Source organism: Mycobacterium talmoniae (genome assembly GCF_001854525.1).
In the GTDB taxonomy this organism is placed as follows: Bacteria; Actinomycetota; Actinomycetes; order Mycobacteriales; family Mycobacteriaceae; genus Mycobacterium; species Mycobacterium talmoniae.
On the sequence record NZ_MLQM01000003.1, the window covers coordinates 17,642 to 40,952 of the forward strand.

Consider the following 23,311-nt stretch of genomic DNA (forward strand, 5'->3'; position numbering starts at 1 on the left):
GTCGGCAGGTAAGCGGCCGCTTGCATAGTACGTTCCACTACATAAACACCATGCCGCTCGAACCGATCGTTCAGCGGTGGCTCAACGAGGCATCCCGGTGGCCGCCGTGACCGGGAACCAGGGAGGGCTCAGCATGAGAATCAATCTGACCAGTGTGCTCGTCGACGATCAGGACAAGGCCCTCCGGTTCTATACCGAGGTCCTCGGGTTCAAACCCAAGACCAATGTCCCGCTGGGTGCGCATCGGTGGATCACCGTGGTATCCCCGGAGGACCCGGACGGTGTCGAACTCGTCCTCGAGCCCGACGAACATCCGGCGGTCAAGCCGTTCAAGAAGGCGCTGGTCGCGGACGGAATCCCGTTCACGTCCTTCGCGGTTGACGACGTCCGGGCGGAATACGAGCGGTTGCGCGGGCTTGGGGTGCGCTTCACCCAGGAGCCCACGAACATGGGGCCGGTGACCACAGCCGTCCTCAACGACACCTGCGGCAACCTAATCCAGATCACCCACGACGGCGACTAGGACGCTGCTGCGAGCCGAGCGAACACCTCAGAGCTTGCCTGCGGCGAAGTCGGCGGCCTGGTCGGCCATGCCGGCCTGGATGTACGCACTCGCCATATGCTGCGGCCAGTTGTTCTCCCAGGTGTTGGGATCGGCCGGGTTGCAGACGGGATCCGCCCCGTGGCACAACTCGATGGTCCTGTCGTTGTAGATCGGGTTGAAGTTCGTGATCGGCCCCGCCCATTGGCTTCCATTGCCAAACAGGGCGACGGCGGCGACGTGCTGATCGGCGCCGTCCGGGAGAGGGCTGTCGAACCCAAACGCGGACATGGGTACCGCAAGTACCACGTCGGTGACCGCCGCGCCCAGCGAGTAGCCGCCGAGCACCAACCGGGTGTCCGGGCAGTTGTTGACCATGTACTGGATGTGGCGGCTCATGTCGTTGGCGCCGACGTCGACCTCATTGTCGGCGGGGTACTTCACGGCGTACACGCCGATGTTCTTACCGCCGGCTTTGGAGCGGAGCGCGTTGATGAACGCATTGCCGAGCGTGCCAACCCCGGGGGACTCGAGTCGACCTCGGGCGAAGACAACCTCCGCCTGAGGGCAACTCGCCGCGGCCGCCGGCCGTGCGGCCCCGGGCGTCGCTGCCGGTAGGGCAGCAGCAGCGAACATCAGCGCCGCCGCGATCGTCACCGCCGCAAGGCCAACACCAACCGATTTACCGACACCCAACACGTGCACAGCTCGATGTTAGCGAGTCGACCAGCGGGCGTTGGCTGTTAGCAGCGTTCAGCGCCGGGACGCATCAAGCGGGGCTGCTCGGTTGCACGTTTTGGGCGGCGCCCCAGCACGGCATTGAACGTCTGGCACACCCGTGCCTTCGCCGGGGTGATAACTGTGAAGGGGATCGGGGTTGGGTTGATCCAGTCTTGGAGTACTGACATATTGGTCCTTCGTCCATAGTCGGCTCACCGGAGTCGATCGAGCCGAGGAACCACCGACGGCGTCGTCATGGTGGCGAAGAGCTGGATAGACAGGCAGGTCAGGCCCCGCCGGTCCGGTCTCACAGCGCTGTGAACTTCAAGGCTAGGGGTTGCGGCCGAGATCGGCGAGTTCGCCACGCCTGATCGTTACCGGAAATTCACCACCAACCCGCAAAATTCATCATCAGCGGCAGGGCCTGCGCGCGGTTAGCGCAGGTGCAGCGTGACCCCGGCCTCGTCGAAGACGTCTTGTACCGCATCGACGAACGGGTGCGACCCGCGCCGCGCGTTCTTCAGGTAATGGCGCGAGATCGCACTGTACTGCCATTCGAACTCGTAGCGGCGATCCTCCGGGGTGCCGAATCCACCTCGCAGGCAATCGGCCAGCGCATCGAGGTTCCGTCCAAAGTATCCGCCGGGGCCATTGACCACGCAACCGATCTCCCGGTAGAAGTCGTTGACCGACTTGATCTTCCGGCCGTCGAGCCGGTAGACCACAGGGGCATCTGAGTCGTTTGGCGTCATGGTCGCCTTCCAGCGTCTGTGATCAGACAGAACGAGTCGTAGTGGTCATCGGTGTAGAAGTACTGGGGCGGGTCGGTCAACGGAGATCCGCCGGTCACGATGCGCCTGGTCGACCGGTTTGGTGCACCCGGGGTCGTCACCGTGTACTCGTGGTAATAGCCTTTGATTTGGTTGGGTAGGTGCCCCTCGCGGTTGCCGAAGACCACACCATCGTGGCGGGGAAATGGGAACGGGCCGTTGGCCTGGATCGCTCGCACCGTGTCGCGGGCCTGAGGCGGCAGGCTGCCCAGTGCGCAGATCGGCACGCTTCCGGGCGAGGTGGCCGGGCCCGATGAATTCGTCCGTACCAATGCCCATCCGATGACCGTGGCGGCGATCAGTGCGCACAGCGCCGCAATCGCCATCCTGCCTCGACCCACCTGTGCTCCTCGCTGTCGGATTACTTGCCCACTACATCTTCACCCTTTGGACGCCCTGCTGGTGACGCCTTGTTTACCGTTGATGCCGGGGGCTGCTGACAGTAGGTGCGACCGGCGCGGTGGCGGTCGTGAAGTCACACATGCCCCTCGAACGCCCGTAACGCCTGCACCTCGGCGTCCGGACCTGCCATGGCGAGTTCGGCAACCGTCCGACGAGCTTCTTGAGCTGGTAGCGCAGCAGCGGGGGAATGACCTCTGCCAGTGTCGCCAGGGCGGCATGGACAACATCGGTGGAGCCAATCAGATCGTGTGAACTGTGTGGTCGATAACGGGCCGTCTTCGGTTCGAGGAATCGACGAACCCAAGATCTTTGCGCATTGCGACGCCAAATGTGCTACGCCCTTGACCGGTCACCCGGAATCCCTTGCGCGAGTAGAGCTTCTGCGCCCCAGAATTTCGTTGATGGACGTCGTCAGCGGTTGCAGAACGTAATCTCCAGGTCCGGGACATTAGCCCATGATCGCAGCCCGGATCGATCGGAACCAAGGCAATTACGGCTCGCGGCGACCGCCCGCTGCGGTCAGGTTCCGGGCGGGGCAGCCGGTGCCGGCGGAATCGCTCCGTCGCAGCCTCCGGGCGGTGGCGCCGCCGGGAAAGCATTGTTGCCGCTGTCGCCGACGCAGTCGTAGTGCCAGTCCGGTGTGGCCCAAGTCCTTATGTAGCCATTCGAGCTGGGGTCGTGCTTCCACTGATGCCAGTACGACCCGTCGGGGTACTTCTCCCCGTCGCACACTTCGACGTAGTATCCGGTGCCGAAACCGGTATTCCACTGTCCACCTGGGCAGTAGTTCTGCGTGAGGTCCGGTCGGTGTGGGTCTGGCTGCGGGTCGGGCGGATCAGCGCTGGCCACCGCAGCACACGACACCATCACCGCAGCACACCCCAACACGGCAGCGCCAAGGCGGGCAACCCTCACCTTCATTTCGACCCCTTCACGGTATTGCAGCCATTCGGTTGCTTTATCCCCGCCGCGATCGGCGGCGTTACGCTCGAATCCCGCCACCGGTATGGCGACAACGAGGCGACGAACCGACCCGCCGTGTGGGTAGCCTGGGTCGGTGTCAGTTGGCCGCCGCTCACCACGCATGCGTTCTGCTCAGATCGTCTGCGGTGTCCTTGCCGGGCCGCTGTTCGTCTCGGCTTTCACCGTGATCGGAGCCGCACGTCGCGGCTACGACTGGCGGCGCTACCCGGTGAGTTCGCTTGCCGTCGGTCGCCACGGCTGGCAGCAGCGCACCAACTTCATCGTTGCTGGAGTTCTCTATTTGTGCGCGGCCGCGGGTCTCGGGCGCTGCGATCGGCGGCGCATCGGCCCGCGCGCGATCCCAGCGCTCATCGCAGGAGCGGGCATCGGGTTGATCGGTTCGGGTCTATTCGTCACCGATTATGTTGGGGGCCTTCCGAACGAGAGTCCTGACGAGAAGAAGCGGGGTCCGGCGGACGTCGCTCCGACCCGGTCAACTCGTGCGGGGCAGTTGCACAACCTCTGCGGGATCCCGGTCTTTGCGGGCATACCCATCGCTGGCCTAGCCAGCGCGGCCACCGCCGTGCAGGGCAGGGACTACCGCTGGGCCTGCTACTCGGCAGGATCGAGCACGGTGATGGCGGGCAGTTTGCTTCTCCTCGGCGCCGCGATCAGAGGTCAGTCCCGGCTACGCGGCAAAAGCGGGGTCTTCCAACGTTTCTCGCTCGTAACAGGGCTCGGATGGCTGAGCGCTTTGTCGCTTCGCGGCCTCTCGCAATAACGAAGCCTCACCGGGCCTCCGGCCGCACCGCCACCGATGCGGGTGCGTCGACGAACTCAGACATGCAGGGTGGGCCGGTAGATGAGCTCTTGGATGTTGCCATCGAGCGTCCGGCTCTCGAGCAGCTCGAGGTCGAAGTCGGCCGCACCCCGGAAGATCGGATCGTCCCCGGTCTGGCCGGTGATCACTGGAAAGACCGTTACCTGGACGTGGTCGACCAGGCCGGCGGCCATCAGCGCCCGGTTCATCGACAGGCTGCCATGCGAGCGCAACGGCACCTCGGACTCCGCTTTGAGCCGAGTGACGGCGTCGACGGCGTCACCGCGCACGACGGTCGCGTCCGGCCAGTCGAGAGGCGCCTCAAGGGTGGTCGACACCACCGTCGCCGGCAGGCTCCTCATCCGGGTGACCCAGGGGTCTCCCACCGACTCCTCGGCGCCCGCGGCCAGCATCTGCGCGAACACCCGGTAGGTGTTGGCCCCGAAGACCATCCGCTGTTCCGGCTCGTAGAGGGCGAGCCGGCGGTCGAGCAGTTCGGGGCCTTGCTTGCCCCAGTAGCCACCCCAGTCGCCGCCGCTGACACCGCCGTAGCCGTCGAGGCTGGAAAAGACATCGAAGGTGTAGGTGGCGGTCATGAAGCTCTCCTCGCGTGCGGTTGATCGGGTTGTAGATACAGACGGGAATCCGCCACGAAACTCATCGCGGGCAGCGCCATTCGCTTCCGGTATATCGGTGGACGGACCGGCTTGGTAACGCCGCCGGGCGCGGCGGGGATAAAGCAACCGGATGGCTGCACCACCGTTAAGGGGCCGAAATGAAGGTGAGGGTTGCCCGCCTTGGGCCTGCGGTGTTGGGGTGCGCTGCGGTGATGGTGTCGTGTGCTGCGGTTGGCAGCGCTGACCCGCCCGACCCACACCAGCCGGACCTGGCCACCAACTACTGCCCAGGCGGGCAGTGGACGTGGGGCCAACTGGTGAGCGTCGACGGGGGGAGTGGCCAGCGACGAATGTGTGACGGCGAGAAGTACCCCGACGGGTCGTACTGGCACGAGTGGACGTGGGAGCACGGCGTGTTCGGGCAGGAATATCACCACGACTGTGTCAGCGGCAGCAGTGCCTTCCCGGCGCCGCCACCACCCGGTGGCTGCGACGGAGCGATTCCGCCCGCACCGCCCGCCCCGTCGGCAACCTGACCGCACCGGGCGGCTCGGTAGCGAAAGAGGACGGGGCTACGATGGCGGACAATAGGCTAGGCCGACGCGGCGTCACCGTGTCACACCATGCAGATTCTTGGCCGTTCGAGACGTCGGTACCGTCGACTGATCCGGATATGTGCTAAGCAGTCGGTCGGCAGTTCCGGTCGTGGTGATGGTGAACCAGTAGTGTTCATTTTTGAAGTGGTGTCGTCGGTGATTTCGCCAAATCGCCCGATAAGCACTGGTTTTCGGCTTGTAGTCGGTGTGGATGAGGTAGTGCGTCCACTCGTAGACCAGCCCGATCCCGGTCAAGGTCACCACGGTCGTCAACCCGAGACCAAGTCGACTGGAGACCAGCAACGGCACAACGACGGCAGCCGGGATCAACCAGCGCAACGTCTGCCGCGGTATGAAGATGAGCTCGATCTTCCGCGGGTCACGGTGATGCTCGCGATGTTTGCGTGCCAGCAAGGGATCCAAGGTGAATCGGCCGGCAGAGCGCGGTCGCCAATGCAGGATGCCGACATGGATACCCCATTCGGTGAGCGGAAAAGTGAGGATCAAGAACGCTGGCACCATGACGTCGGTGACCTGCCAGTCGCCGACGATGATCCGGGCCGTCAGCGCCCCGCTGAACGACAGCGCGAGCGCCCACGGGGATGGGTGGCGCCAAAACTCCCGGCCCGCATCCGACAAGGTGAAACTGCTGCGTGTCCGGGCTGTCATCACGGTTCGTCCAAACCAGACAAGGCGGCGAGCAGGTCGCGTGTGGCCGGCTCAAGCAGCTTGACCGCGGCGCGTCTGGCGGCCGCCGGATCGCCGGCGGCGATCGCCTGCGCCACCCGCCGGTACTGCTCTGGGCGACCGACTTCGGCGGACATCACCGTGGCAAGAGCTGCGAGTGCAGGTTCGTAGGTGGCACGCAGCGTGTTGAACATCAGCCGGAAGACGATGGAGTCGGCGGCGTCGACGACGTGGTCCCAGAACGTCAGCGCGGCAAGCTGACGCTCCACCGGATCCTCTTCCGCTGCCAGTGCGTCCACGGCGCCGGTGAGTACCGCGGCTGCCTGCGGGCCGCTGCGCTCTGCGGCCAGTTCGGCAACCTTGGGACCGTTGTGCAGCCGGGCCTCCAAAATGCTGCGCACAACCGTCAGGTCCGGCTGATCACCGCGCAGCAACAAGCGGGGCAGCAGGTCCAAGCCGGCATGACGGCGATAGTCCCGCACGGTGGTGGCGTCCCCATGACGAACTTCGACGAGGCCAGCCGCGTTGAGCCGGGTCAGCGCCTCACGAACCGCAGGCCGGGACACGCCCAGTACCTCCGCGAGTCGGCGCTCATTGGGCAGCGTCTCGCCGGGCGCCATTTCACCGCTGAGCACATCGGACATGATCTGCTCGAACACATGTTCCGGTACCGACCGTCGCGTCACCTGCTGCAGGGCCATACGGTCAACTTGCCGGATAGTTGGCCAGAGGTCAAGTGGTCATACCACTCCGGCCTTGGAGGCCAGCGAGATGGCGTCCGGGATAGTTCGCTGACGAATCTCCCTCGGGGGAGCGGCCCTCTCATCGATCGGGGCCGAGATCTCCTGACGGTGTCAGTTCAGCAACGGTACTGCAGCTTACCCGCGTTGCGAGGGCCGATATCGGCTGTTTGGCTTTAGCGTTGGCAGTCATGCCCGGACTGGACAATTACGTGAAGCGCTGGCGCACAGCGCTTCACGTAGCCCTGTCGGCATTGATGGTTGCCATCCTCGGGCTCACCGTCAGCCCCGTAGCTCATGCGGCTGCCGTCGCGGCGACGTTGTCGGTGACCTCGACGTGGCAGACCGGATTCATCGCCCGCTTCGCCATCACCAACTCCAGCACGGTGCCGCTAACCGATTGGAAGCTTGAATTCGACTTGCCGGTGGGGGAATCCATCTCGCACACGTGGAATAGCACCCTCACCCAGTCGGGCACGCACTATGTCCTGAGCCCCGCGAATTGGAATCGCATCATTGCACCCGGCGGTTCAGCCACGGGTGGCTTCAGAGGCGTGCTGAGCGGTTCCTACACACCGCCGTCGAATTGTGTGCTCAACAGGCAATATTTTTGCACCTAGCGGGGAGCGGGCTTGCACTCCAGCGACGGGGCTTAGGTCATACGACCTGCTCGGTGGGTCGGAGCAAGATCTCGTTCACCGCGGCATGCGGCGGCTGAGTGACCATGTAGATAACGGCGGCCGCGATGTCCGTGGGCGACAGGGGATTGCCGGTAGTCGCGTCGGGTGCACCCTTGCTTCCGCCCGTCGTCATCTCCGTGCGCACGACCCCGGGCTCGATTACCCCCACGCGGACACGCTTACTCGTCAACTCCTGGCGCAGCGCCTCCGCGAATGCGCCGACGGCATGCTTGCTTGCCGCGTACACGTTGCTCGACGGTGACGGCACGCGCCGGCCGGCGACGGAACTGATCGTGACGATGTCGGCCACACCGCGCCGTCCGCTGGCGGCATCCACCAGGTAGGGGAGTGCCGAGTGGGTCGCGTTGAGGACTCCGCCGACATTCACGTCGATCGTGCGGCGCCAGTCGGCAAGTTCGGCCTGCAAGGCCGGACCATTGGCGAGGAAGCCAGCATTGTTGACCAACACGTCGATTCGGCCGTGTTGCGTTCCGACGGAACGCACGGCCGCGGCCACTGCTGTGTCATCGGTGACGTCCACCTGATGGGCTTGCGCCTGACCGCCATCGGCTCGGATGGCGCTCACCAGCTCTTCCAGCCGGTCGACCCGTCGTGCTAGCGCCGCCACCGTCGCGCCCTCTGCGGCGAGCGCAACTGCGGTCGCCCAGCCAATACCGCTGGAAGCGCCGGTCACCAGCGCGATCGTGCCGTTCAGTCTTCCCACGGCCATTGACGCCCCTCTCATTGCTCGACGGGCCTAACAACCGTCGGCGGCCGCGAAGACATTCCCGCTTCCGGCGATGCACCACGGCGGGCCTGTCGGCAAACGGAGAGCCCGACATCAATGGTCCGTCCGCCAGCCGCCCTTCGTCGGCCCTGTACTGCGGTTTTGTCTGATCGCGGATGTTCCAATACAGTGCTCGGCTAACTACTACAACGCAGTAGTACCAGGTTGGGTGAGCCGGATCACATCGTGGCAAATAGATGGGCAGTGCCACATGTGTGATGTGCCGGCGGTGGGCGAACTCTTGCGTCGCCGCAGCTGAAACGCGTGCCAGCAAATTTCTGCTGGCGTGCATCTGGTCGGGTCGGTGCGTGGTCGCCGCTTAGAGACCCGTGCGCATTCCAGCCCTGTTGGTTCAGCGCCGACAGGCGGGGTTGGAGGTGCCCATGTCCGACACACGGACCCACAAGTTCAAACCCTCACAGAAGAGAGCAAGACCATGCCGAAAGGCTTCCGGCTGATCGCGACGCTCGGAGAACAGAAAAAAGTAAAGAAGGTCATCACCAGCTGTCTCGTTCTTGCGGGCGTCGGCGGTGCCACGCTGCCTTCTCCGCCGCCGATGCACCGGCATGTACCGGTCGCAGTTGGGCACCGGTCGGCGGCCGCCCCGATACACCACACGGCCGCAGTCACCACCCACACACCGGTGGTTGTGACCAAGGACTCCAGCGCGCAGGACATCGTCAAAGCCATCGTGAGCCAGGGCCGGGCCGCCAGGCTCAGCGAAGACCAGATCACGACCGTCATCGCCACCGCGAAAATCGAGTCCAGTTTCCGCCCGACCGTGTCCGGCGGTGTGCAGGCCTACGGCGGCCCCGGGGGCGCGGCCGATGAGGTCATCGGCCTGTTCCAGGAGAAGGCCAGTTTCGGCACCGTCGCCGAACGCCAAGACCCCAACAAGGCGATCGCCCGGTTCATCGCCCGGTTCACCGAGGCGTTCAGGAAATATCGCATCACCGGCGACTCTGTGCTGGCGGCCACACTCGCGCAGAATCCGCAGCTGCTCAGGTACCACGGCGGCGTCGGGACTCGCTACTACAACACCATCAAGGCCGCGATGGCCGCGGCCGCGGACCTGTACGGCCAGGCCACCGGCAGCACGCTGCGGGTGGCCACCTAACCGCTGGATGTTCTTGCCGCGCCGCTAATCGGGTTGAGTCGTCCAGTCGGCTCGGTGGGGTGCCGCAAGGCCGCTCATGAAGATGTCAAGCAGCCGCGCGGCTTGTTCGCTGTTGCTTGTGGTCGAGGCCACCGAGAAGATCCCGACAAGACCGGCGGCAACATCCTCGGAGGTCGCGTGCGCACCGATGTCACCTGCGGCACGGCCGGCGGCGAGGATCTTGTCGATGGCCGCCAGCAGTTCGGCGCGGGTGTGACCAGAGCCCAGTCGATTGTCCTTGATCATCGCGCGCAGGGTGTCGAGCATGCCGGTCTTGGTGGCCATCCACTCGGTGAACAGGTCCATCCAGCGACGCATTGCCTGCGCGGGCGGGTAAGTCGCTAGTAGCCGATCCGCGCCGTCGGTGAGCCGGCGGACTTGGTCCTGATAGACGGCCTCGACCAATGCCTCGCGGCTGGGGAAGTGCCGGAACAGCGTCCCGACGCCGACACCGGCCTCGCGGGCAACCAACCGCAGCGACGGCTCCTCGCCGGCACCGGCCGAGGCGAACAGCCTGCTCGCGACGTCGATGAGCGCCTGACGGTTGCGCGCCGCGTCGCTGCGAACGGGTTGGGGCACGAGTCCACCCTAGCGGAACGCGTTCCGGTTGTGTAAGGTCACCAACTAACCGGAGCGTGTTCCACTTAGTTCGAGGAGGACTCTCGTGCATGTGTTCATCACCGGCGGTTCCGGCCTGACCGGCCCCGCCGTCGTGTCGGAGCTGCTGTCCGCCGGTCACCGGGTTACCGGGCTGGCCCGCTCGGCCGCCTCGGCGGAGCGCTTGGCTCGCCTGGGCGCGGAGCCGTTCGCCGGTTCGCTCGACGATCTCGACCGGCTGCGCGTCGGCGCGGCAGCCGCGGACGGGGTGGTGCATATGGCCGCCGGTGGCGACCCGGGCGATTTGGCCGGAATCACCAAACGTGACGTCAACGCGATCGAGGCGCTGGGAACCGCCTTGGCTGGCACCGGGAAACCGTTCGTATCAACGTCCGGGACGATGGTGATGACCCCGGGACGGGTGAGCGAGGAGACCGACGCGCCCGCCGATGACGCCTTCGCCGCCTACCGAATCCCGGGCGAGCAGAGTTGCCTGGGTTTCGCCGATCGGGGAGTGCGCTCCAGTGTGATCCGGCTCGCTCCGACGGTGCACGGTCCAGGTGATTACGGGTTCGTTGCGATGTTAGTGGCGACCGCCCGCAGAACGGGTGTGTCGGCCTATATCGGGGACGGCGCCAACCGGTGGCCCGCGGTCCACCGTCTCGACGCGGCCACCCTGTTTCGCCTTGCGCTGGAGGAGGCACCCGCCGGTACCGCGCTGCACGGAGCGGCGGAAAGCGGCGTGCCGCTCCGCAATATCGCCGAGAAGATCGGTCAAGCGCTCGATCTGCCCGTCGTGTCGGTCGGGTTGGACGAAGCCCCGGCCCATTTTGGCAGCCCGGCGCTGAGTTCGGTGTTCGCCGCAGACGTCCCGGTCTCCAGTGCACGCACCCGCGAGCTGCTCGGCTGGAACCCGAGCCACTACACGCTGCTCGAGGACCTTGAACACGGCGATTACTGCACCGTCGCGGAAGGTGGGGGAACGCTATGAACCACGCCTTGTCCGACGTCGTTCTGGACCCGTACGACTACGACTTCCACGACGATCCGTATCCGTATTACAAGCGGTTGCGCGACGAGGCTCCGCTGTACCGCAACGCCGCGCTCGGCTTCTGGGCCCTCTCGCGGCATGAGGATGTGCTGATGGGGTTCCGCAACAGCGTGGCGCTATCGAACAAGTTCGGCGTCTCACCCGATCCGGCATTGCGCGGCCCGCACGCCGCGAAAACCATGAGCTTCATGGCGATGGACGATCCTGACCACCGGCGATTACGGGCCCTGGTAGTGAAGGGCTTCACGCCCAGGCGCGGCCGCGACCTCGAACCGAGGATCACCAAGATCGCAATCAAGCATCTCGACGCCATGGTGGAGAAGGCGGCCTCGGGTGAAACCGTCGACTACGTCGATGACTTCGCGGGCAAGCTGCCGATGGACGTGATCTCCGAGCTGATGGGCATCCCGGAGGCCGACCGTGTCCAGCTGCGCGCCTGGACCGATGCCGCGATGCACCGCGACGCCGGCGTGACCGATGTGCCGAAGGGGGCCGTCGACGCTTCCATCAATTTGATCGCTTATTTCCAGGCGCTGGTGGCCGAGCGGCGCAGACGGCCTACCGGTGATCTGACATCGATGCTGTTGGAGGCCGATGCCGACGGTGACCGCATGACCGACGACGAGGTGCGTGGGTTCCTGTTCCTGATGATGATCGCGGGTAACGAGACGACCACGAAACTGCTTGCAAACGCGGTTTTCTGGGGACATCGGAACCCCGACCAGATCTCGCCGCTCTATGCCGACGCCAGCGGGATACCGCTGTGGATTGAGGAGACGCTGCGCTACGACACATCGACTCAAATCCTGGCTCGCACCGTACAGGGCGAACTAGCGTTGTACGACACCGTGATCCCGGACGGGGAGGTCCTGCTGCTCCTGCCGGGCTCGGCCCATCGTGACGAGCGGGCTTTCGACAGGCCCGACGACTTCATCATCGGCCGAGACATCGGCGGAAAGCTGCTGAGCTTCGGCAGCGGCGTGCACTTCTGCTTCGGCGCCAACTTGGCCCGCATGGAGGCCAGGATCGCACTCGACGCGATGTTCAAACGCATCTGCGGCTATGAAGTAGACGAAGCTAACTCGGTCCGCGCCCATTCGAGCAACGTCCGCGGGTTCGCCCACCTGCCGATCGCGGTGCAGATCCGATAGCGACCCCGAGTTCAGTGACTGTCGCTGGGATGACTAGCACGCTGTTGGATGCGCCGCTGATGCGCATTCGGATAGCCGGCTCGGGCGGCAGTGCAATACGTAGTACCGCTGCGGTAACAAAAACCCTTGACGGCAGCCCAAAGCGGCGAGCTTGACTTGGCACAAAACAAGAAAGCCTATCAGCTAAAAGCCAGGCTAGTTATGGGCTAGGAGTTCGGCTAGTATCGAATCATGAAGACGGTACCGCTCAGTGAAGCCAAGGACAAGCTTTCGGCACTGGTCGACGAGGCCGACAGCACGCACGAGATCATCCGCATTACCCGCCACGGCCGTGCCGCCGCGGTCTTGATGTCCGCCGACGACCTCGACTCGCTCAACGAAACCCTGCATGCACTGCGTACCCCGGGTCTCATCGAGGAGCTCAACCAGGCGGACGCCGACTACGCCGCCGGCAACAGCATCACCGGTGAGGATCTGCGCAAACGCTACGGCCTATCGTGAGCGACGACCGGCCATGGGCGGTCCGACTGGCGCCCAGTGCGGTCCGGGCGCTCGATCGGCTTCCGCATAAAGTGGCTGCCGCGATCGCCGAGTTCATCACCGCAACGCTGCCCACGGACCCGTCCCGGCTGTCGAAGCCGCTGCGTCACGAGCTGGCCGGCTGGCGGGTGGCGCGCCGAGGCGACTATCGCGTCACGTTCCGCATCCTCGACGACGACCACACCCTCCTCATCGGCCGTGTCGAACACCGAGCGCACATCTACCGTCCGGCCTGAGTCATCCGGGAGCGCACCGGGGCAAATCGTCGCGGTGACGAATGCCCGTGACCGGGCGCCTGGCCCGACATCCCGCAACAGAAGTGTCAGTTCAGTGCCTTGATGGCGGCGCCCGCCTGGGACAACGCTTCTTCGGCAAGCGTGGCCATGGATTTGCGATTTCCAGATTCCAGCCAGTGTTGCAGAGCATTGCTGAATGCGAGAGCGCCGACGTGGGCGGCAAGACTCGCGATCGACGGGTCCACTCCACGTTTGACCAAGGCCTCCGTCATCGCCGCGATGAGGGCGGCATTCTTGAGAAGGTCGCGCTCTTTGAGTTCTGGGGTACTGGCGATGACCTTCTGGCGTTTGGCGAGAAGGTCGCGACGGTCGTCGGTGAAACCGGCGGCGAGCGCGGCGAGCACTGCGCCGATCGTTTCCATCGGAGTGGCAGCGGCAGGTGCGTTGGCGACCACCGTGTCGAGCCCGTCACGGTAAGAGTCCTGGCCGTGAAACAGAATCTCGCGTTTGTCGGCGAAGTGACGAAAGAAGGTTCGCTTCGTCAAACCTGCACGCTCAGCGATCTCTATGACCGTGACGTTGTCGTATCCTCTCTCGGCGAACAATTCCACGGCGGCAACCGCCAAACGCGATGCCGCATTGGGCTCCCACCGACTCATCGCCACATTTTAGACGTCCAGACGATGATGACACCACGTGCCATCGCGTGGTAGAGTGATGTCACTTGGTGTCATAGACCGGATATCTCAAGTGCAAAGGGGAGTGTGTGAGGTGACGAATCTTGCCGCGACGTATGGCGAGTACGCGATCGCTACGGGGGCGTCTTCGGGCATTGGAGAGGAATTCGCGCGTCACCTCAGTAGTGTTGGCCTGAACGTCGTACTGGTGGCACGCCGGATAGACAGACTTCAGCGCCTGGCCGGGGAGCTGTCCGACGCATACGACACCCACACCATCGTGCTCGCGCTGGACTTGCTCGCCGATGGAGCCGTTGCAGAACTGCACCGTCGGGTAGCTCATCTCGACATCGGCATCGTCGTGGTGAATGCCGCGATGTCGACAACCGGGCCGTTGGTGAACAATTCGCTGTCCGAGGAGCTCGCGGTCCTTCGGCTTGATGGCGCGGTGCCGCTGGAGACGGCACATCGATTCGGACGTGACTTCGCACGCCGACGCCGTGGAGCCATCATCTTGGTGGCATCGAGCCTCGAAGCTGGCCAGATATTGTGCAACGGGCAAACCTGTGCCACCTCGCAAATCACGACGCCCCGCCCTTCTTGATTGTTCACGGCGACCACGACCGCCGTGTCGGCATCGAGCAAAGTCGGCGGCTTCATCGTGCACTCACCGCGGCAGGTGCCTCGGCCGAGCTGGTCCAGATCGCCGGCGGCGACCACGGCTCACCGCACTTCAACGCAGCACCATTGCACCAGAAGACCCTGGCATTCCTCGAATCCGTTCTTTCACTACCCCTGAACCGTTGACACTCAACACCTTTGATCGGAGCCTCTCGTGTCCACAACGAAGCGAATCCAATACCACCAATACGGCGGACCCGAAGTCATGCGGCTCGCAGAATTTCAGCCTAAAGAAATCGGACCGCAGGATGTCCGCGTTCGGATGCGGGCGGCGTCCGCCAACCCGATGGACTTCGGCATCCGCAATGGTCGGATGAAAGCACTGACCGGACAGAACTTTCCGCGAGGAATGGGCTACGACTTCGCCGGCACCGTCGAGGCTGTCGGTAACAAGGTCACACGAGTGCGAATCGGCGACGACGTTCTCGGCGGGGTGTCGATCAAGGAATCGGGCGCCTTCGCCGACGTGGTTGTGGCCCGCGAGGATGACGTCGTCAAGAAGCCCGCGGGGTTGTCATTCGAAGCAGCAGCTGCGATCCCCATCGTCGGCATAACCGCCTATCAAGCCCTGTTCAACAAGGGCAATCTCCGCCGAGGAGCCTCAGTGTTCGTGCACGCCAGCCTCGGGGGAGTCGGACGGTCCGCGGTTCAACTGGCCTCTGCCCACGGCGCAACTGTGGCCGGCAGTTGCCGTCCCGGTTCAGCCAGTGAGGCTCGCGCACTCGGAATCGATCCCATCGTTGATTTCGACTTCGACCCCGCCACCCTTCAGCAGAAATTCGACATCGTCCTAGATGCCTCCGGCACGCTACCGGTCAAAACCGCCCGAAAAATACTGGCTCGGAAAGGCCGCATCATCACTGTGAAACCCAGTCCGGCCAACATGGCCAGAAGCGCCTTGCCCGGTCCGTTCCGCGTCGTCATAGGCCAACCGTCGACGGCCGACCTCGAAGCGATCGCGCAAGCTGCTGGCGACGGTCATCTCAGACCGCCCATCGCACAAGTGGTGCCCCTGTCGGAAGCAATCCCAGCACTGACGAGCCTAGAACAACACGGAACAGCCAAGCGAGGCAAGCTCATCATCGTGCCCGGATAGCATGGCGCTCCGGATGCCGGTCGCGGGTCACCGGCCGCGCCTCGACGACGTACAGCGTGGCGCGGCGCCCGGAGTCATCCAAAACCAGATGCACCCGCTTTGGCCATATCGATCCGATGTGGCAGGCGAGGGTGCTTCGGGTGCCACATGATTCATCAGATGAAAACGACGTATTTTACTTGACATAGTGTGGCTTATCGGTAATCAGCCTAGGCGGTGGACGCCGTTGCCACGTGCGCGTACAGTCACTCTCTTCGTGATATGTACGGAGTCAGGGAGCAATCCGATGCCCAACCATCACCCGTCACGCTCCTGGCGCGGCTGCGCAATGTGCAAGCCCAACAAGCGCCGCGGCCGCCGACCGCGGGACGAAGGATCCCGTCTCGGTGCGTCGTCGACTCGGATACATCCGCAGGTACACACGCCGCACCATCGAACGCTTCTGACCCCACCCTTCCCCCCTGCCGGCATCGGTCAATACGTCACAGTGACGATTTGTGGTGTATAGGCGGTGTCGCGTGGAAACGTTGCGCGACACCGCCATTGACGTTTTTGCCGTCGCTACTGTGGCGGCGGCACTACTGGCTGGCATGCATTGACAGCCGGATTCCACCAGTTGCCCGGACCGCAATCAGGAGGTGCTGTGGGCTGGCACGTGTTGCCTGCCGGATTCCACCAGCTGCCCGGACCACAATCAGGTGGTTGAGCCGAACTCAGGCCAGGTGACACCGCTGTCACGTACGCCATGGGCGCTAATGCCATCGCCATGGCGCACGTTATGCGGAAAACGAACATCCTCATCGTGTCCTCCCGTCACTAGTGTCCAGACCCCAATCTGGACGCCAATGTACGACGACTACCCCGTCGGGCGGCCTCACAATCACCAATTCGAGCAATCATCTGCCCCAGCACCGGCCCAGTGCGATGCCCGATACGTCACAGTGACGATTCGCTCGGCTGGCGCACCACACGTTGGATGAAAATCCTTGGGTCCTACCCACACAGCCCATCCGTCATAATCAGTCCGTGATAACGCCCGCGGCGGCCGCGATAGACACGTGAACACGTACATCTTGATTGCAGTCGCGATCGCCGAACTCGCCGGCATCATCGCACTCGGAGTGCTCCTCATCGTGTCGCGGCGGCAGTTGAAGGGAACACGGCGCGAACTTCAACGTCTACGACAAGACAGTCCCCGTCGTCGACGGCGTCCCGGCGTCGCGCCTTTCGCGATTAGGACGGTTTGGCACACCGCTGATTCGCTGATGAAAAAGGGCATCGGCGCCACCTGTCCGTTGACATCCGACGTTGGGTATTGCCGCCGCATCTGGGGTATCGGCGTGTCTTTGTCAATCTATTTGAGGCACGGCCGGTACCGTTGTTTGGTGCGCACGTCGCCGGCAGCGCTGTGGCCCCGGGTCAACGGTGGTGTTGAGCTTGAACTCAACTCCACCGGAGGTTACTCGCGCTTGCCGCTAGCCGAGTGCGCCGCGGTGGCCTTTGATTTGGACTGCTCACCTATCCGCGGATTCCCGTCGTTTCGTGGACAGAGCAATTATCCAGGGCTGTGGTGGTTTTCGAAGACTCGTGAGCACATCGGCTATGAGTCATGGGTGGAGCGCGACCATTTGATGGCGCTGGATGCCGATCCCGCGGTCATTGGCGTTGCTTCGCAGCCGTTCCGACTGCATTGGGGTGATGGCAGGCACCACGTGCCAGACTACTTCGTACGTTTGTCCGACGGATCCGCGAGGGTTCTCGACGTGCGCAGCGATAACCGAATATCGGAAGCTGATGCTGAGTTATTCGATCGATCGGATCAGGCGTGCCGTTCGCTCGGATGGACCTATCGGCGTGTCGGCGAGGCAGATCCGGTGGTGACGGCGAACCTGAGGTGGCTGTCCGGGTATCGACATCCACGGGTTTACCGCCCGGCGGTCGCCGCGGCGTTGCAAGCGGCCTTCGACTCGGCGCGGCCACTGATGGCCGGTGTGAGATCGGTCGGCGAAGCGATCATGGTGCTGCCGGTGCTGTTCCACCTGTTGTGGCATGGACAGCTGGGCGTGGACCTTTGCGGGGCCGTCTTGGCCGAGGATTCGATCGTCGGCCCCGCTTTGTCGCGATGACGGGTATGCGTTCAGGCGTCATCCGTGAAGGCGATGAAATCCGTTTATCCGATGGAGTGTTCACGATTGCCACACTTTCCGGTGGCGCGGCCAGGCTGACTGATGCGGTCGGCGGGCAGTCGGTGGTACCCCTGTCTCGGCTGCTGGGTGACCCGACGTTGGAGTTGGTGTCGGGGTCGCGGCCCGCGCTGTGCTCTGAGGAAGCCTTGGCCGGTGTGCCGGAGGCTGCAGCTGAGCGTGCCCGCTGGTGGGAGCGGCACTTGATCGAGGTGTTGACGGGTCGACGGGTTGACGCCGAGGCAGGGAGGCGGCCGCGACCCGAGTTCGATCCGACGTCGTGTTCGCTGCGGCAGCGCGAGCTGGCGAAGCTCGCCGAGCTGCAGTCGGCCGGCCACGAGATCAGCTTGAACACGTTGCAGCGGCAACGCTATGCCTACGAACGAGACGGCCTGTTGGGCGTTGTCGATCGTCGTCACATTCCCCGCCGGCCGGTGTTTGGCCGGGTTGACGAGCGGCTGGTGGCCGCGCTGCGGCAAGCCATCGATGAGGAGACCGACCTGTCGACCGGGACGGTGAGTCGCTTGCAGCGGCGAGTGACAAAATCGTTGGTGGCTCAATACGGCGCGCAGGACGCTCCGGCGCTGCCCTCGCAGCGCACTTTCTATCGCCTGGTGAAGAGGTTGTCGGCGGGCCGGCACACGTTCGGCTCGGCACGCACCCGCCGTTCGCTGGCCAAACAGCCAGATGGCCCGTTCGGTGTGCTGACGGTGGCACGGCCCGGTGAGATGGTCGAGATTGATTCGACTCCACTGGATGTGCGGGTGGTCCTCGATGACGGCACGGTGGACCGGGTCGAGCTGACCGGCATGGTTGACGACGCGACCCGCTCGATTCCGGCCGCGGTGTTGCGGCCCACGACCAAAGGGGTCGACGCGGCGCTGCTGCTGGCCCGGGCGTTGACGCCGGAGTCGATGCGGCCGGGGTGGTCGGATGCGCTGCGAATGTCGCGATCGGTGCTGCCGCATCGCTGTTTGACCGGCGTGGATCAGCGGTTGGCTGATGCGGCCGCCCGGCCGGTGATCGCCCCGGAGACCGTCGTGTGCGACCACGGGAAGGCATATCTGTCGCAAACGTTTCGGCAAGCGTGTTGCACGCTGGGGATCAACCTGCAGCCCGCCCATCCGGATACGCCGACCGACAAACCCAAGATCGAGCGGACGCTGCAGTCGGTGGCCACCTTGTTCGCCCAGCATGTCGCCGGATATGTCGGCTCCAGCGTCGAGCGGCGCGGCAAGAACGCCGAACAGGATGCGGTGTGGTCGATCGTGGAGCTGCAGGCACTGCTGGACGAGTGGATCGTCGCGGTGTGGCAGAACCGGCCCCACGACGGGCTGCGTGACCCCGTCACGCCGGGCAAGGCGCTGACGCCGAACGAGAAGTACGCCGCATTGGTTGAAGTCACCGGCTATGTTCCGGTCCCGCTGTCGGCCGACGATTACATCGAGTTGCTGCCGTCGTGCTGGCGGCGCATCAATTCCTACGGGATTCGGGTCAACAACCGCACCTACGACGCCAAGGCACTCAACCCCTACCGCCGCCAGCACTCGGGGGTGGAATCCAAGAAGGGCCGGTGGGAAGTGCGCTACGACCCCTACGACGTGTCGCGGATCTGGGTGCGCAACCATCACGACGAGGGCTGGCTGGCCGTGACCTGGACGCATTTGCGCACCCGCCCGGCGCCGTTCGGCGAATCGGTATGGCAGCACGCGCGCACCGTGCTGGCCCAACGCGGGCAGGATCAGGCGACCGAATCCGAGATCGCCCGCGCGGCCGATGAACTGCTTGACCGGGCCGCGCAAGGCCCCGCATCCTCCGCACAGGAATCGAAGGATCGCCGGGTGGCGGGTCGAACGCGAGCGACCGCGGCGCCGGCGTGGCCCCGCCCGGACGCCGCCGAACCCTTCGCCGAGGCGGACCCGCCGCCAGGCGGTGATGAGGACGCCGAGGACACCGAGATCGCGCAGGTCATTCCACTTCCGGTGTTCGATGCACGCAAGGAGGCTGAGTCGTGGCGGTTGTGAACACGTTTGCCCCGGTGAGTCAACTCGAGGACCGGCGCCAACCCACTACCACGCTGGAGGGTTGGCGCCGTTTCGTTGATGCGGATCCGCCCGAGTTCACTCTGTTGCCCGATGCGCAGTGGAGCGCCCTGTCGGAGATCGAGCGGACCAATTACAACGAAGCCCGGGTAGCGCATCACAGTGAGCTGGTCGTGGTCACCACATCGGCGATCCAGCGCATCACCAACGAGGGTCGGCTGCTGACCCTGCTCAACCAACGCGAGATCGGCGCCCGGCGCGGGCTGATCATTTCCGGGGCAGCCGCAACCGGGAAGACTACCGCGGTCAAACAACTCGGCCGGTTTCACGAACTGCGTATCCGGACACGATTCGCCGACAAGTCCCGGATCCCGGTGGTGTATGTGACCGCACCGCCGAAAGGCTCGCCACGCAAACTCGCGATGGAGTTCGCACGATTTCTGGGCCTTCCGCCGATGCAACCGCGGGTGAATGTCACTGACATCGCCGACGCCGTCTGTCAGGTCCTCATCGACACCCGCACCGACATCGTGATCGTCGACGAGATCCACAACCTCAACCTCGATACCCGCGCCGGCGAGGAACTTTCCGATCACCTGAAGTACTTCACCGAACACCTGCCAGCCACCTTCATCTACGCCGGCATCGACGTCGAACGCTCCGGTGTCTTCACCGGCACCCGCGGACGACAGCTCGCCGGCCGATGCGGTGTGATCAACACCAGCCCGTTTCCTTTCGCCGGTGAATGGAAGTCGCTGGTGGCCGCGATGGAAGGCACCCTACGCCTGCACGGTCACACCGCGGGAACGCTTGTCGCCGAGGCCAAGTACCTGCACCAACGCACCGGCGGCATGATCGGAAGCCTGGCGCACCTGATCCGTTCGGCGGCTATCCGTAGCATGCTCGATGAAACCGAGAGTGTTACCAAAGATCTGATGGACACGGTGCTAATCGACTACGCGGCCCAAACATCGGCACAGCGTCATGCCAGCTGAGATAGCTACCCGACCGACATGGCCTCGGGGCCCTGCCATGCGATTGCCCCGAACTGTCACACCGTTTCACGCCGAGACGGTCCAGTCCTACCTTGATCGCCTCGCGCACGCCAACCACCTAGACCCCAGACAGCTGCGCCGCTACCTGGCCGACGGTCCAGCGATTTGTTGTCCCCGGCCGGACTGGCTGGCAAACGCCAGCAGCCACCCATTGGTCACTCTGCAGACCCGGCTAATAGGGTTGGTCGGCCGCGACCGCGACACCACCCGACAACGCCGCCACGCCCGACCCGCGTGCCGGCTGTGCATGGCACGCCGCGGTGTCTACGAGCCCGTCTACTGCTGGTTCCCCGACCACGCCACCGTCTGCCACCGGCACCGTCGCTGGATCGGTCCGGGCACCCACACCCTCGACGATCAACGCGATCTGCGCTGCGCGCCTGCCGTGATCGCCGCCGCTCAGCGCCATGCGCGACTGCATCACCGTCACAACGACATGCTGGACTTCGCGGTTAGGGACGCCACTCGGATCCACCGCCGGTGGTCGGGCTGGACAAGCCGGTTCACACTGTCGTCCGCGAACGCCGACATCGACGCCTACATCGCTACGTACCCCGATTTGATCGCGTTGGCCGGAATCTTGGCGGATGCTCGTCGCCAGATTTGGAACACCGCGGTAGCAACACCGGCCCGAGCCCACGCCGTCGATGCGGTCTACGCCAGCGTTGGCCGCCAATTTCCCCAACACCGTGACCAGAACCAGCCCATCGAACACTGGATCGACGATCAGCAACTCAGTGCCACACGCATTAGCAGGCCCGGTTCCCAAGGCAGGGAACGAGCCCGCAGCGTTGAGTAACCCGTCCGGGCCGGTGAGTGCCACCCCGGCATCTCGGGCCTGGCGCACCAGTTCGCGGGCGACTTCCAGCTCGTCGACCTCACGATTTTGGGGGGCTTCGATCGCCGCGGTAGCGGCCTGTTCTTCACTGTTCTGCGATGGCTCCACAGCCACGACAGTCTCGGTCATTCTAGCGACCTTTCCGCCCCCGACACACCGGGGGCCGTCAGGCCCACTTACACCGTTACCGCGACAGTCCCCGCGCGTCAGCCACGGCCAGCGCGGGTGTCCGTTCTCGTTTGACCTGAGGCACTATTTGCTGCCTGACCTGCGGTGAAAATATCGCCGGCCTGTGTGGTTGCGGGTTCGCTGTCGTTGTGACGGTGGGCGGCGAGGAAGTCGTCGACGATGCGTGTGCAGTCGTGGGCAGCCATGGTGCGCAGGCCGGTCATTCGCGCGAAGGCGAATGGCCCGATGAGTTGGCACAGTACGAGTTCGACGTCGAAGTCGCCGAGTTCGGCGCGGGCTTCGGTGCTTTGCAGGATGGCGTCGAAGGGTTGTCGGTATTGGTCAATGACTCGTGCGCGTAGCGCCCTGGGGGCGTGCTCACCGCTGGTGTGATCGGTGGTTGCGGTGGGGCCCAGGGCGAGCCAGGCCAGCGCGGTGACGTGCAGCGGAGCGTCGGCGAATAAGGCGGCCTGGCGGGTGAGCAGTTCGATGAGCCGTTCGCGCAGCGTTCCACTGGCCGGTGCGGGCGGGGTGACTTGAGGTAGCAGCCGCTCGAAGGTCGCTGCGAGCAACTGCGACGAGTTGTTGAAATGGCGGTAGAGGGTGGTGCGAGCCACCTTGGAGGCTTTGGTGACCGCATCGATGGTGACGGCCTCAATGCCGCCGCTGGTGAGCAGTGCGGCCGCTGCGTCCAGTAGGCGATTGCGGGATCGGATCCGGCGGGGGTCGATGTTGTCATCGTCGTTGCCGTCGTCGTGGCCGAACTCCAGCCGGCTGCTCACCCTGGCTCACCTCGCTGCTTCTGCGTTTTTGGCCGGCGTTGCGCGCTTAGGCCGACGGTTATGGCACTAACGGTAGCGCAGCGAAACGGTTCGTAGTGGGAGCGCCGTAGTGTCCGTTCGGCCTCCGTGGCTCGCAGTTACCGCTACTACTAGTAGCGGAGCGCTACTAGTAGTACTATTTGTGCATCACCCGAGGATGTGCCGACGGAGGCGCCATGTACCCCCAATGGATTCAAGCGTGCGTTGTGCAACGCGTGTCGCTGCGTGATGGGCTGGTGTTGGACTTCGATGACTGCAATGAGGTGGTCATTTACCGCCCGCTGCGGCTTACGCTGCCCGCCGTCGGTGACTTTCCGGTCGAGGCAGTGTTCATCGATCCCGGCCGGGTCGCGACTCATGAGCGCCCACTGCTGGATCTCGCCGGCGCGGTGTGTACGCAGGCATGGTGCGGCGATGGTGGTGGGCTGCACCTTGGATTTTCCAGCGGACACCGCATCGATGTTGACGCCCACCCGCAGGTCACCGCCTGGGAGTTGTACGGCAGGCACCACGGCTACATGGCGTGCCTGCCGCATGGGCGGGTCCGGGTGGTCCGCTATGACATCCCCGAGGCCGACGACGCCGAGGTAGATCTCGCCGCACGTCGTTAATGGTCTATTCCGCGCTGCGTCGCGC

The 23,311-nt window shown here is 64.5% G+C and carries 26 protein-coding genes and 1 pseudogene; 15 read left to right on the top strand and 12 right to left on the bottom strand.

The window, feature by feature from the left end; genetic code table 11:
- The first annotated feature begins 133 nt into the window (after positions 1–133).
- Positions 134–523, top strand: coding sequence for a VOC family protein (locus BKN37_RS01160; RefSeq protein WP_071020227.1), 390 nt, complete (start codon positions 134–136; stop codon positions 521–523).
- 27 nt (positions 524–550) lie between these two features.
- Here the strand turns inward: BKN37_RS01160 and BKN37_RS01165 are convergent, their stop codons facing one another.
- From BKN37_RS01165 to BKN37_RS27500, 4 genes are all read right to left on the bottom strand, one after another.
- Positions 551–1,177 carry a cutinase family protein gene (locus BKN37_RS01165; protein WP_083341513.1) on the bottom strand — a complete coding sequence of 209 codons (627 nt, stop codon included), beginning with the start codon at positions 1,175–1,177 and terminating at the stop codon, positions 551–553.
- 518 nt (positions 1,178–1,695) lie between these two features.
- Complete coding sequence (locus tag BKN37_RS01170) at positions 1,696–1,986, bottom strand: barstar family protein (RefSeq protein WP_242657036.1); 291 nt, start codon at positions 1,984–1,986, stop codon at positions 1,696–1,698.
- Between the two features lie 23 nt (positions 1,987–2,009).
- Positions 2,010–2,432 carry a guanyl-specific ribonuclease gene (locus BKN37_RS01175; protein ID WP_242657037.1) on the bottom strand — a complete coding sequence of 141 codons (423 nt, stop codon included), beginning with the start codon at positions 2,430–2,432 and terminating at the stop codon, positions 2,010–2,012.
- Between the two features lie 580 nt (positions 2,433–3,012).
- Entirely contained in the window at positions 3,013–3,495 is a 483-nt protein-coding gene (locus BKN37_RS27500; RefSeq protein WP_242657038.1) for a hypothetical protein, read from the bottom strand.
- A 55-nt stretch (positions 3,496–3,550) separates the two neighbouring features.
- On the opposite strand from BKN37_RS27500, the gene BKN37_RS01180 reads away from it, so the two are divergent.
- Positions 3,551–4,237: a DUF998 domain-containing protein gene (locus BKN37_RS01180; protein WP_131823504.1), complete on the top strand. Its 687-nt coding sequence runs from the start codon at positions 3,551–3,553 to the stop codon at positions 4,235–4,237.
- A gap of 56 nt (positions 4,238–4,293) precedes the next feature.
- Here the strand turns inward: BKN37_RS01180 and BKN37_RS01185 are convergent, their stop codons facing one another.
- The 3 genes from BKN37_RS01185 to BKN37_RS01195 form a co-directional block, all read right to left on the bottom strand.
- Positions 4,294–4,872: a dihydrofolate reductase family protein gene (locus tag BKN37_RS01185; RefSeq protein ID WP_071020003.1), complete on the bottom strand. Its 579-nt coding sequence runs from the start codon at positions 4,870–4,872 to the stop codon at positions 4,294–4,296.
- A 629-nt stretch (positions 4,873–5,501) separates the two neighbouring features.
- The gene (locus BKN37_RS01190) at positions 5,502–6,158 is read right to left on the bottom strand and encodes a sterol desaturase family protein (RefSeq protein WP_071020007.1); all 657 of its coding nucleotides are present in this window, start codon (positions 6,156–6,158) and stop codon (positions 5,502–5,504) included.
- Positions 6,158–6,877: a FadR/GntR family transcriptional regulator gene (locus tag BKN37_RS01195; RefSeq protein ID WP_071020011.1), complete on the bottom strand. Its 720-nt coding sequence runs from the start codon at positions 6,875–6,877 to the stop codon at positions 6,158–6,160. The genes BKN37_RS01190 and BKN37_RS01195 overlap by 1 nt, the downstream gene beginning before the upstream one ends.
- 230 nt (positions 6,878–7,107) lie before the next feature.
- Here BKN37_RS01195 and BKN37_RS27510 point away from each other — a divergent pair, with 230 nt between their 5' ends.
- The gene (locus tag BKN37_RS27510; RefSeq protein WP_083341505.1) at positions 7,108–7,536 is read left to right on the top strand and encodes a cellulose-binding domain-containing protein; all 429 of its coding nucleotides are present in this window, start codon (positions 7,108–7,110) and stop codon (positions 7,534–7,536) included.
- A 37-nt stretch (positions 7,537–7,573) separates the two neighbouring features.
- Here BKN37_RS27510 and BKN37_RS01205 read toward each other — a convergent pair whose 3' ends face one another.
- Complete coding sequence (locus BKN37_RS01205; RefSeq protein WP_071020014.1) at positions 7,574–8,326, bottom strand: SDR family oxidoreductase; 753 nt, start codon at positions 8,324–8,326, stop codon at positions 7,574–7,576.
- A gap of 700 nt (positions 8,327–9,026) precedes the next feature.
- Between BKN37_RS01205 and BKN37_RS01210 the strand changes: the two genes are divergently transcribed.
- Entirely contained in the window at positions 9,027–9,500 is a 474-nt protein-coding gene (locus BKN37_RS01210) for a hypothetical protein (protein WP_242657039.1), read from the top strand.
- A 24-nt stretch (positions 9,501–9,524) separates the two neighbouring features.
- Here BKN37_RS01210 and BKN37_RS01215 read toward each other — a convergent pair whose 3' ends face one another.
- Positions 9,525–10,118 (bottom strand): TetR/AcrR family transcriptional regulator, encoded by a 594-nt coding sequence (locus tag BKN37_RS01215; RefSeq protein WP_071020021.1) that lies wholly within the window; start codon positions 10,116–10,118, stop codon positions 9,525–9,527.
- Between the two features lie 85 nt (positions 10,119–10,203).
- On the opposite strand from BKN37_RS01215, the gene BKN37_RS01220 reads away from it, so the two are divergent.
- From BKN37_RS01220 to BKN37_RS01235, 4 genes are all read left to right on the top strand, one after another.
- The gene (locus BKN37_RS01220; RefSeq protein ID WP_071020025.1) at positions 10,204–11,127 is read left to right on the top strand and encodes an SDR family oxidoreductase; all 924 of its coding nucleotides are present in this window, start codon (positions 10,204–10,206) and stop codon (positions 11,125–11,127) included.
- Entirely contained in the window at positions 11,124–12,338 is a 1,215-nt protein-coding gene (locus tag BKN37_RS01225) for a cytochrome P450 (protein ID WP_071020030.1), read from the top strand. Before BKN37_RS01220 ends, BKN37_RS01225 begins: the two co-directional genes overlap by 4 nt.
- A gap of 231 nt (positions 12,339–12,569) precedes the next feature.
- Positions 12,570–12,839, top strand: coding sequence for a type II toxin-antitoxin system Phd/YefM family antitoxin (locus BKN37_RS01230; protein ID WP_071020033.1), 270 nt, complete (start codon positions 12,570–12,572; stop codon positions 12,837–12,839).
- Positions 12,836–13,114 (top strand): type II toxin-antitoxin system RelE family toxin, encoded by a 279-nt coding sequence (locus BKN37_RS01235; RefSeq protein ID WP_071020037.1) that lies wholly within the window; start codon positions 12,836–12,838, stop codon positions 13,112–13,114. The genes BKN37_RS01230 and BKN37_RS01235 overlap by 4 nt, the downstream gene beginning before the upstream one ends.
- 86 nt (positions 13,115–13,200) lie before the next feature.
- On the opposite strand, the gene BKN37_RS01240 is transcribed toward BKN37_RS01235, so the two are convergent.
- Entirely contained in the window at positions 13,201–13,773 is a 573-nt protein-coding gene (locus tag BKN37_RS01240) for a TetR/AcrR family transcriptional regulator (RefSeq protein ID WP_071020234.1), read from the bottom strand.
- 112 nt (positions 13,774–13,885) lie between these two features.
- On the opposite strand from BKN37_RS01240, the gene BKN37_RS01245 reads away from it, so the two are divergent.
- From BKN37_RS01245 to BKN37_RS01265, 6 genes are all read left to right on the top strand, one after another.
- Positions 13,886–14,395, top strand: a complete 510-nt coding sequence (locus tag BKN37_RS01245) for an SDR family NAD(P)-dependent oxidoreductase (protein ID WP_083341514.1) — start codon at positions 13,886–13,888, stop codon at positions 14,393–14,395.
- A complete protein-coding gene (locus BKN37_RS30325; RefSeq protein ID WP_207547195.1) occupies positions 14,341–14,598 on the top strand; it encodes an alpha/beta hydrolase family protein in 258 nt (85 codons plus the stop codon). The genes BKN37_RS01245 and BKN37_RS30325 overlap by 55 nt, the downstream gene beginning before the upstream one ends.
- A gap of 28 nt (positions 14,599–14,626) precedes the next feature.
- Positions 14,627–15,568: an NADP-dependent oxidoreductase gene (locus BKN37_RS01250; RefSeq protein ID WP_071020045.1), complete on the top strand. Its 942-nt coding sequence runs from the start codon at positions 14,627–14,629 to the stop codon at positions 15,566–15,568.
- Between the two features lie 1,385 nt (positions 15,569–16,953).
- Entirely contained in the window at positions 16,954–17,694 is a 741-nt protein-coding gene (locus tag BKN37_RS29685; RefSeq protein WP_067255671.1) for a TnsA-like heteromeric transposase endonuclease subunit, read from the top strand.
- Between the two features lie 122 nt (positions 17,695–17,816).
- Entirely contained in the window at positions 17,817–19,775 is a 1,959-nt protein-coding gene (locus BKN37_RS01260) for a Mu transposase C-terminal domain-containing protein (RefSeq protein WP_067255893.1), read from the top strand.
- On the top strand, positions 19,763–20,788 hold the full coding sequence (locus BKN37_RS01265; RefSeq protein WP_067255668.1) for a TniB family NTP-binding protein: 1,026 nt from the start codon (positions 19,763–19,765) through the stop codon (positions 20,786–20,788). Before BKN37_RS01260 ends, BKN37_RS01265 begins: the two co-directional genes overlap by 13 nt.
- A gap of 847 nt (positions 20,789–21,635) precedes the next feature.
- Here the strand turns inward: BKN37_RS01265 and BKN37_RS27520 are convergent.
- Together BKN37_RS27520 and BKN37_RS01275 are read right to left on the bottom strand one after the other, a co-directional pair.
- Positions 21,636–21,815, bottom strand: a pseudogene (locus BKN37_RS27520) (IS256 family transposase); the annotation flags it as partial.
- A 77-nt stretch (positions 21,816–21,892) separates the two neighbouring features.
- On the bottom strand, positions 21,893–22,636 hold the full coding sequence (locus BKN37_RS01275; protein WP_067255664.1) for a TetR/AcrR family transcriptional regulator: 744 nt from the start codon (positions 22,634–22,636) through the stop codon (positions 21,893–21,895).
- Between the two features lie 215 nt (positions 22,637–22,851).
- Between BKN37_RS01275 and BKN37_RS01280 the strand changes: the two genes are divergently transcribed.
- Entirely contained in the window at positions 22,852–23,286 is a 435-nt protein-coding gene (locus BKN37_RS01280; RefSeq protein WP_041317922.1) for a DUF6188 family protein, read from the top strand.
- The last annotated feature ends 25 nt before the right edge of the window (positions 23,287–23,311 follow it).

Excerpts from the sequence above, each read along its gene's own strand:
- BKN37_RS01160 (WP_071020227.1), top strand. The coding sequence starts at position 134 with ATGAGAATCAATCTGACCAGTGTGCTCGTCGACGATCAGGACAAGGCC.
- BKN37_RS01165 (WP_083341513.1), bottom strand. The coding sequence starts at position 1,177 with ATGTTCGCTGCTGCTGCCCTACCGGCAGCGACGCCCGGGGCCGCACGG.
- BKN37_RS01185 (WP_071020003.1), bottom strand. The coding sequence starts at position 4,872 with ATGACCGCCACCTACACCTTCGATGTCTTTTCCAGCCTCGACGGCTAC.
- BKN37_RS01190 (WP_071020007.1), bottom strand. The coding sequence starts at position 6,158 with ATGACAGCCCGGACACGCAGCAGTTTCACCTTGTCGGATGCGGGCCGG.
- BKN37_RS01195 (WP_071020011.1), bottom strand. The coding sequence starts at position 6,877 with ATGGCCCTGCAGCAGGTGACGCGACGGTCGGTACCGGAACATGTGTTC.
- BKN37_RS27510 (WP_083341505.1), top strand. The coding sequence starts at position 7,108 with ATGCCCGGACTGGACAATTACGTGAAGCGCTGGCGCACAGCGCTTCAC.
- BKN37_RS01205 (WP_071020014.1), bottom strand. The coding sequence starts at position 8,326 with ATGGCCGTGGGAAGACTGAACGGCACGATCGCGCTGGTGACCGGCGCT.
- BKN37_RS01225 (WP_071020030.1), top strand. The coding sequence starts at position 11,124 with ATGAACCACGCCTTGTCCGACGTCGTTCTGGACCCGTACGACTACGAC.
- BKN37_RS01230 (WP_071020033.1), top strand. The coding sequence starts at position 12,570 with ATGAAGACGGTACCGCTCAGTGAAGCCAAGGACAAGCTTTCGGCACTG.
- BKN37_RS01240 (WP_071020234.1), bottom strand. The coding sequence starts at position 13,773 with ATGAGTCGGTGGGAGCCCAATGCGGCATCGCGTTTGGCGGTTGCCGCC.
- BKN37_RS01280 (WP_041317922.1), top strand. The coding sequence starts at position 22,852 with ATGTACCCCCAATGGATTCAAGCGTGCGTTGTGCAACGCGTGTCGCTG.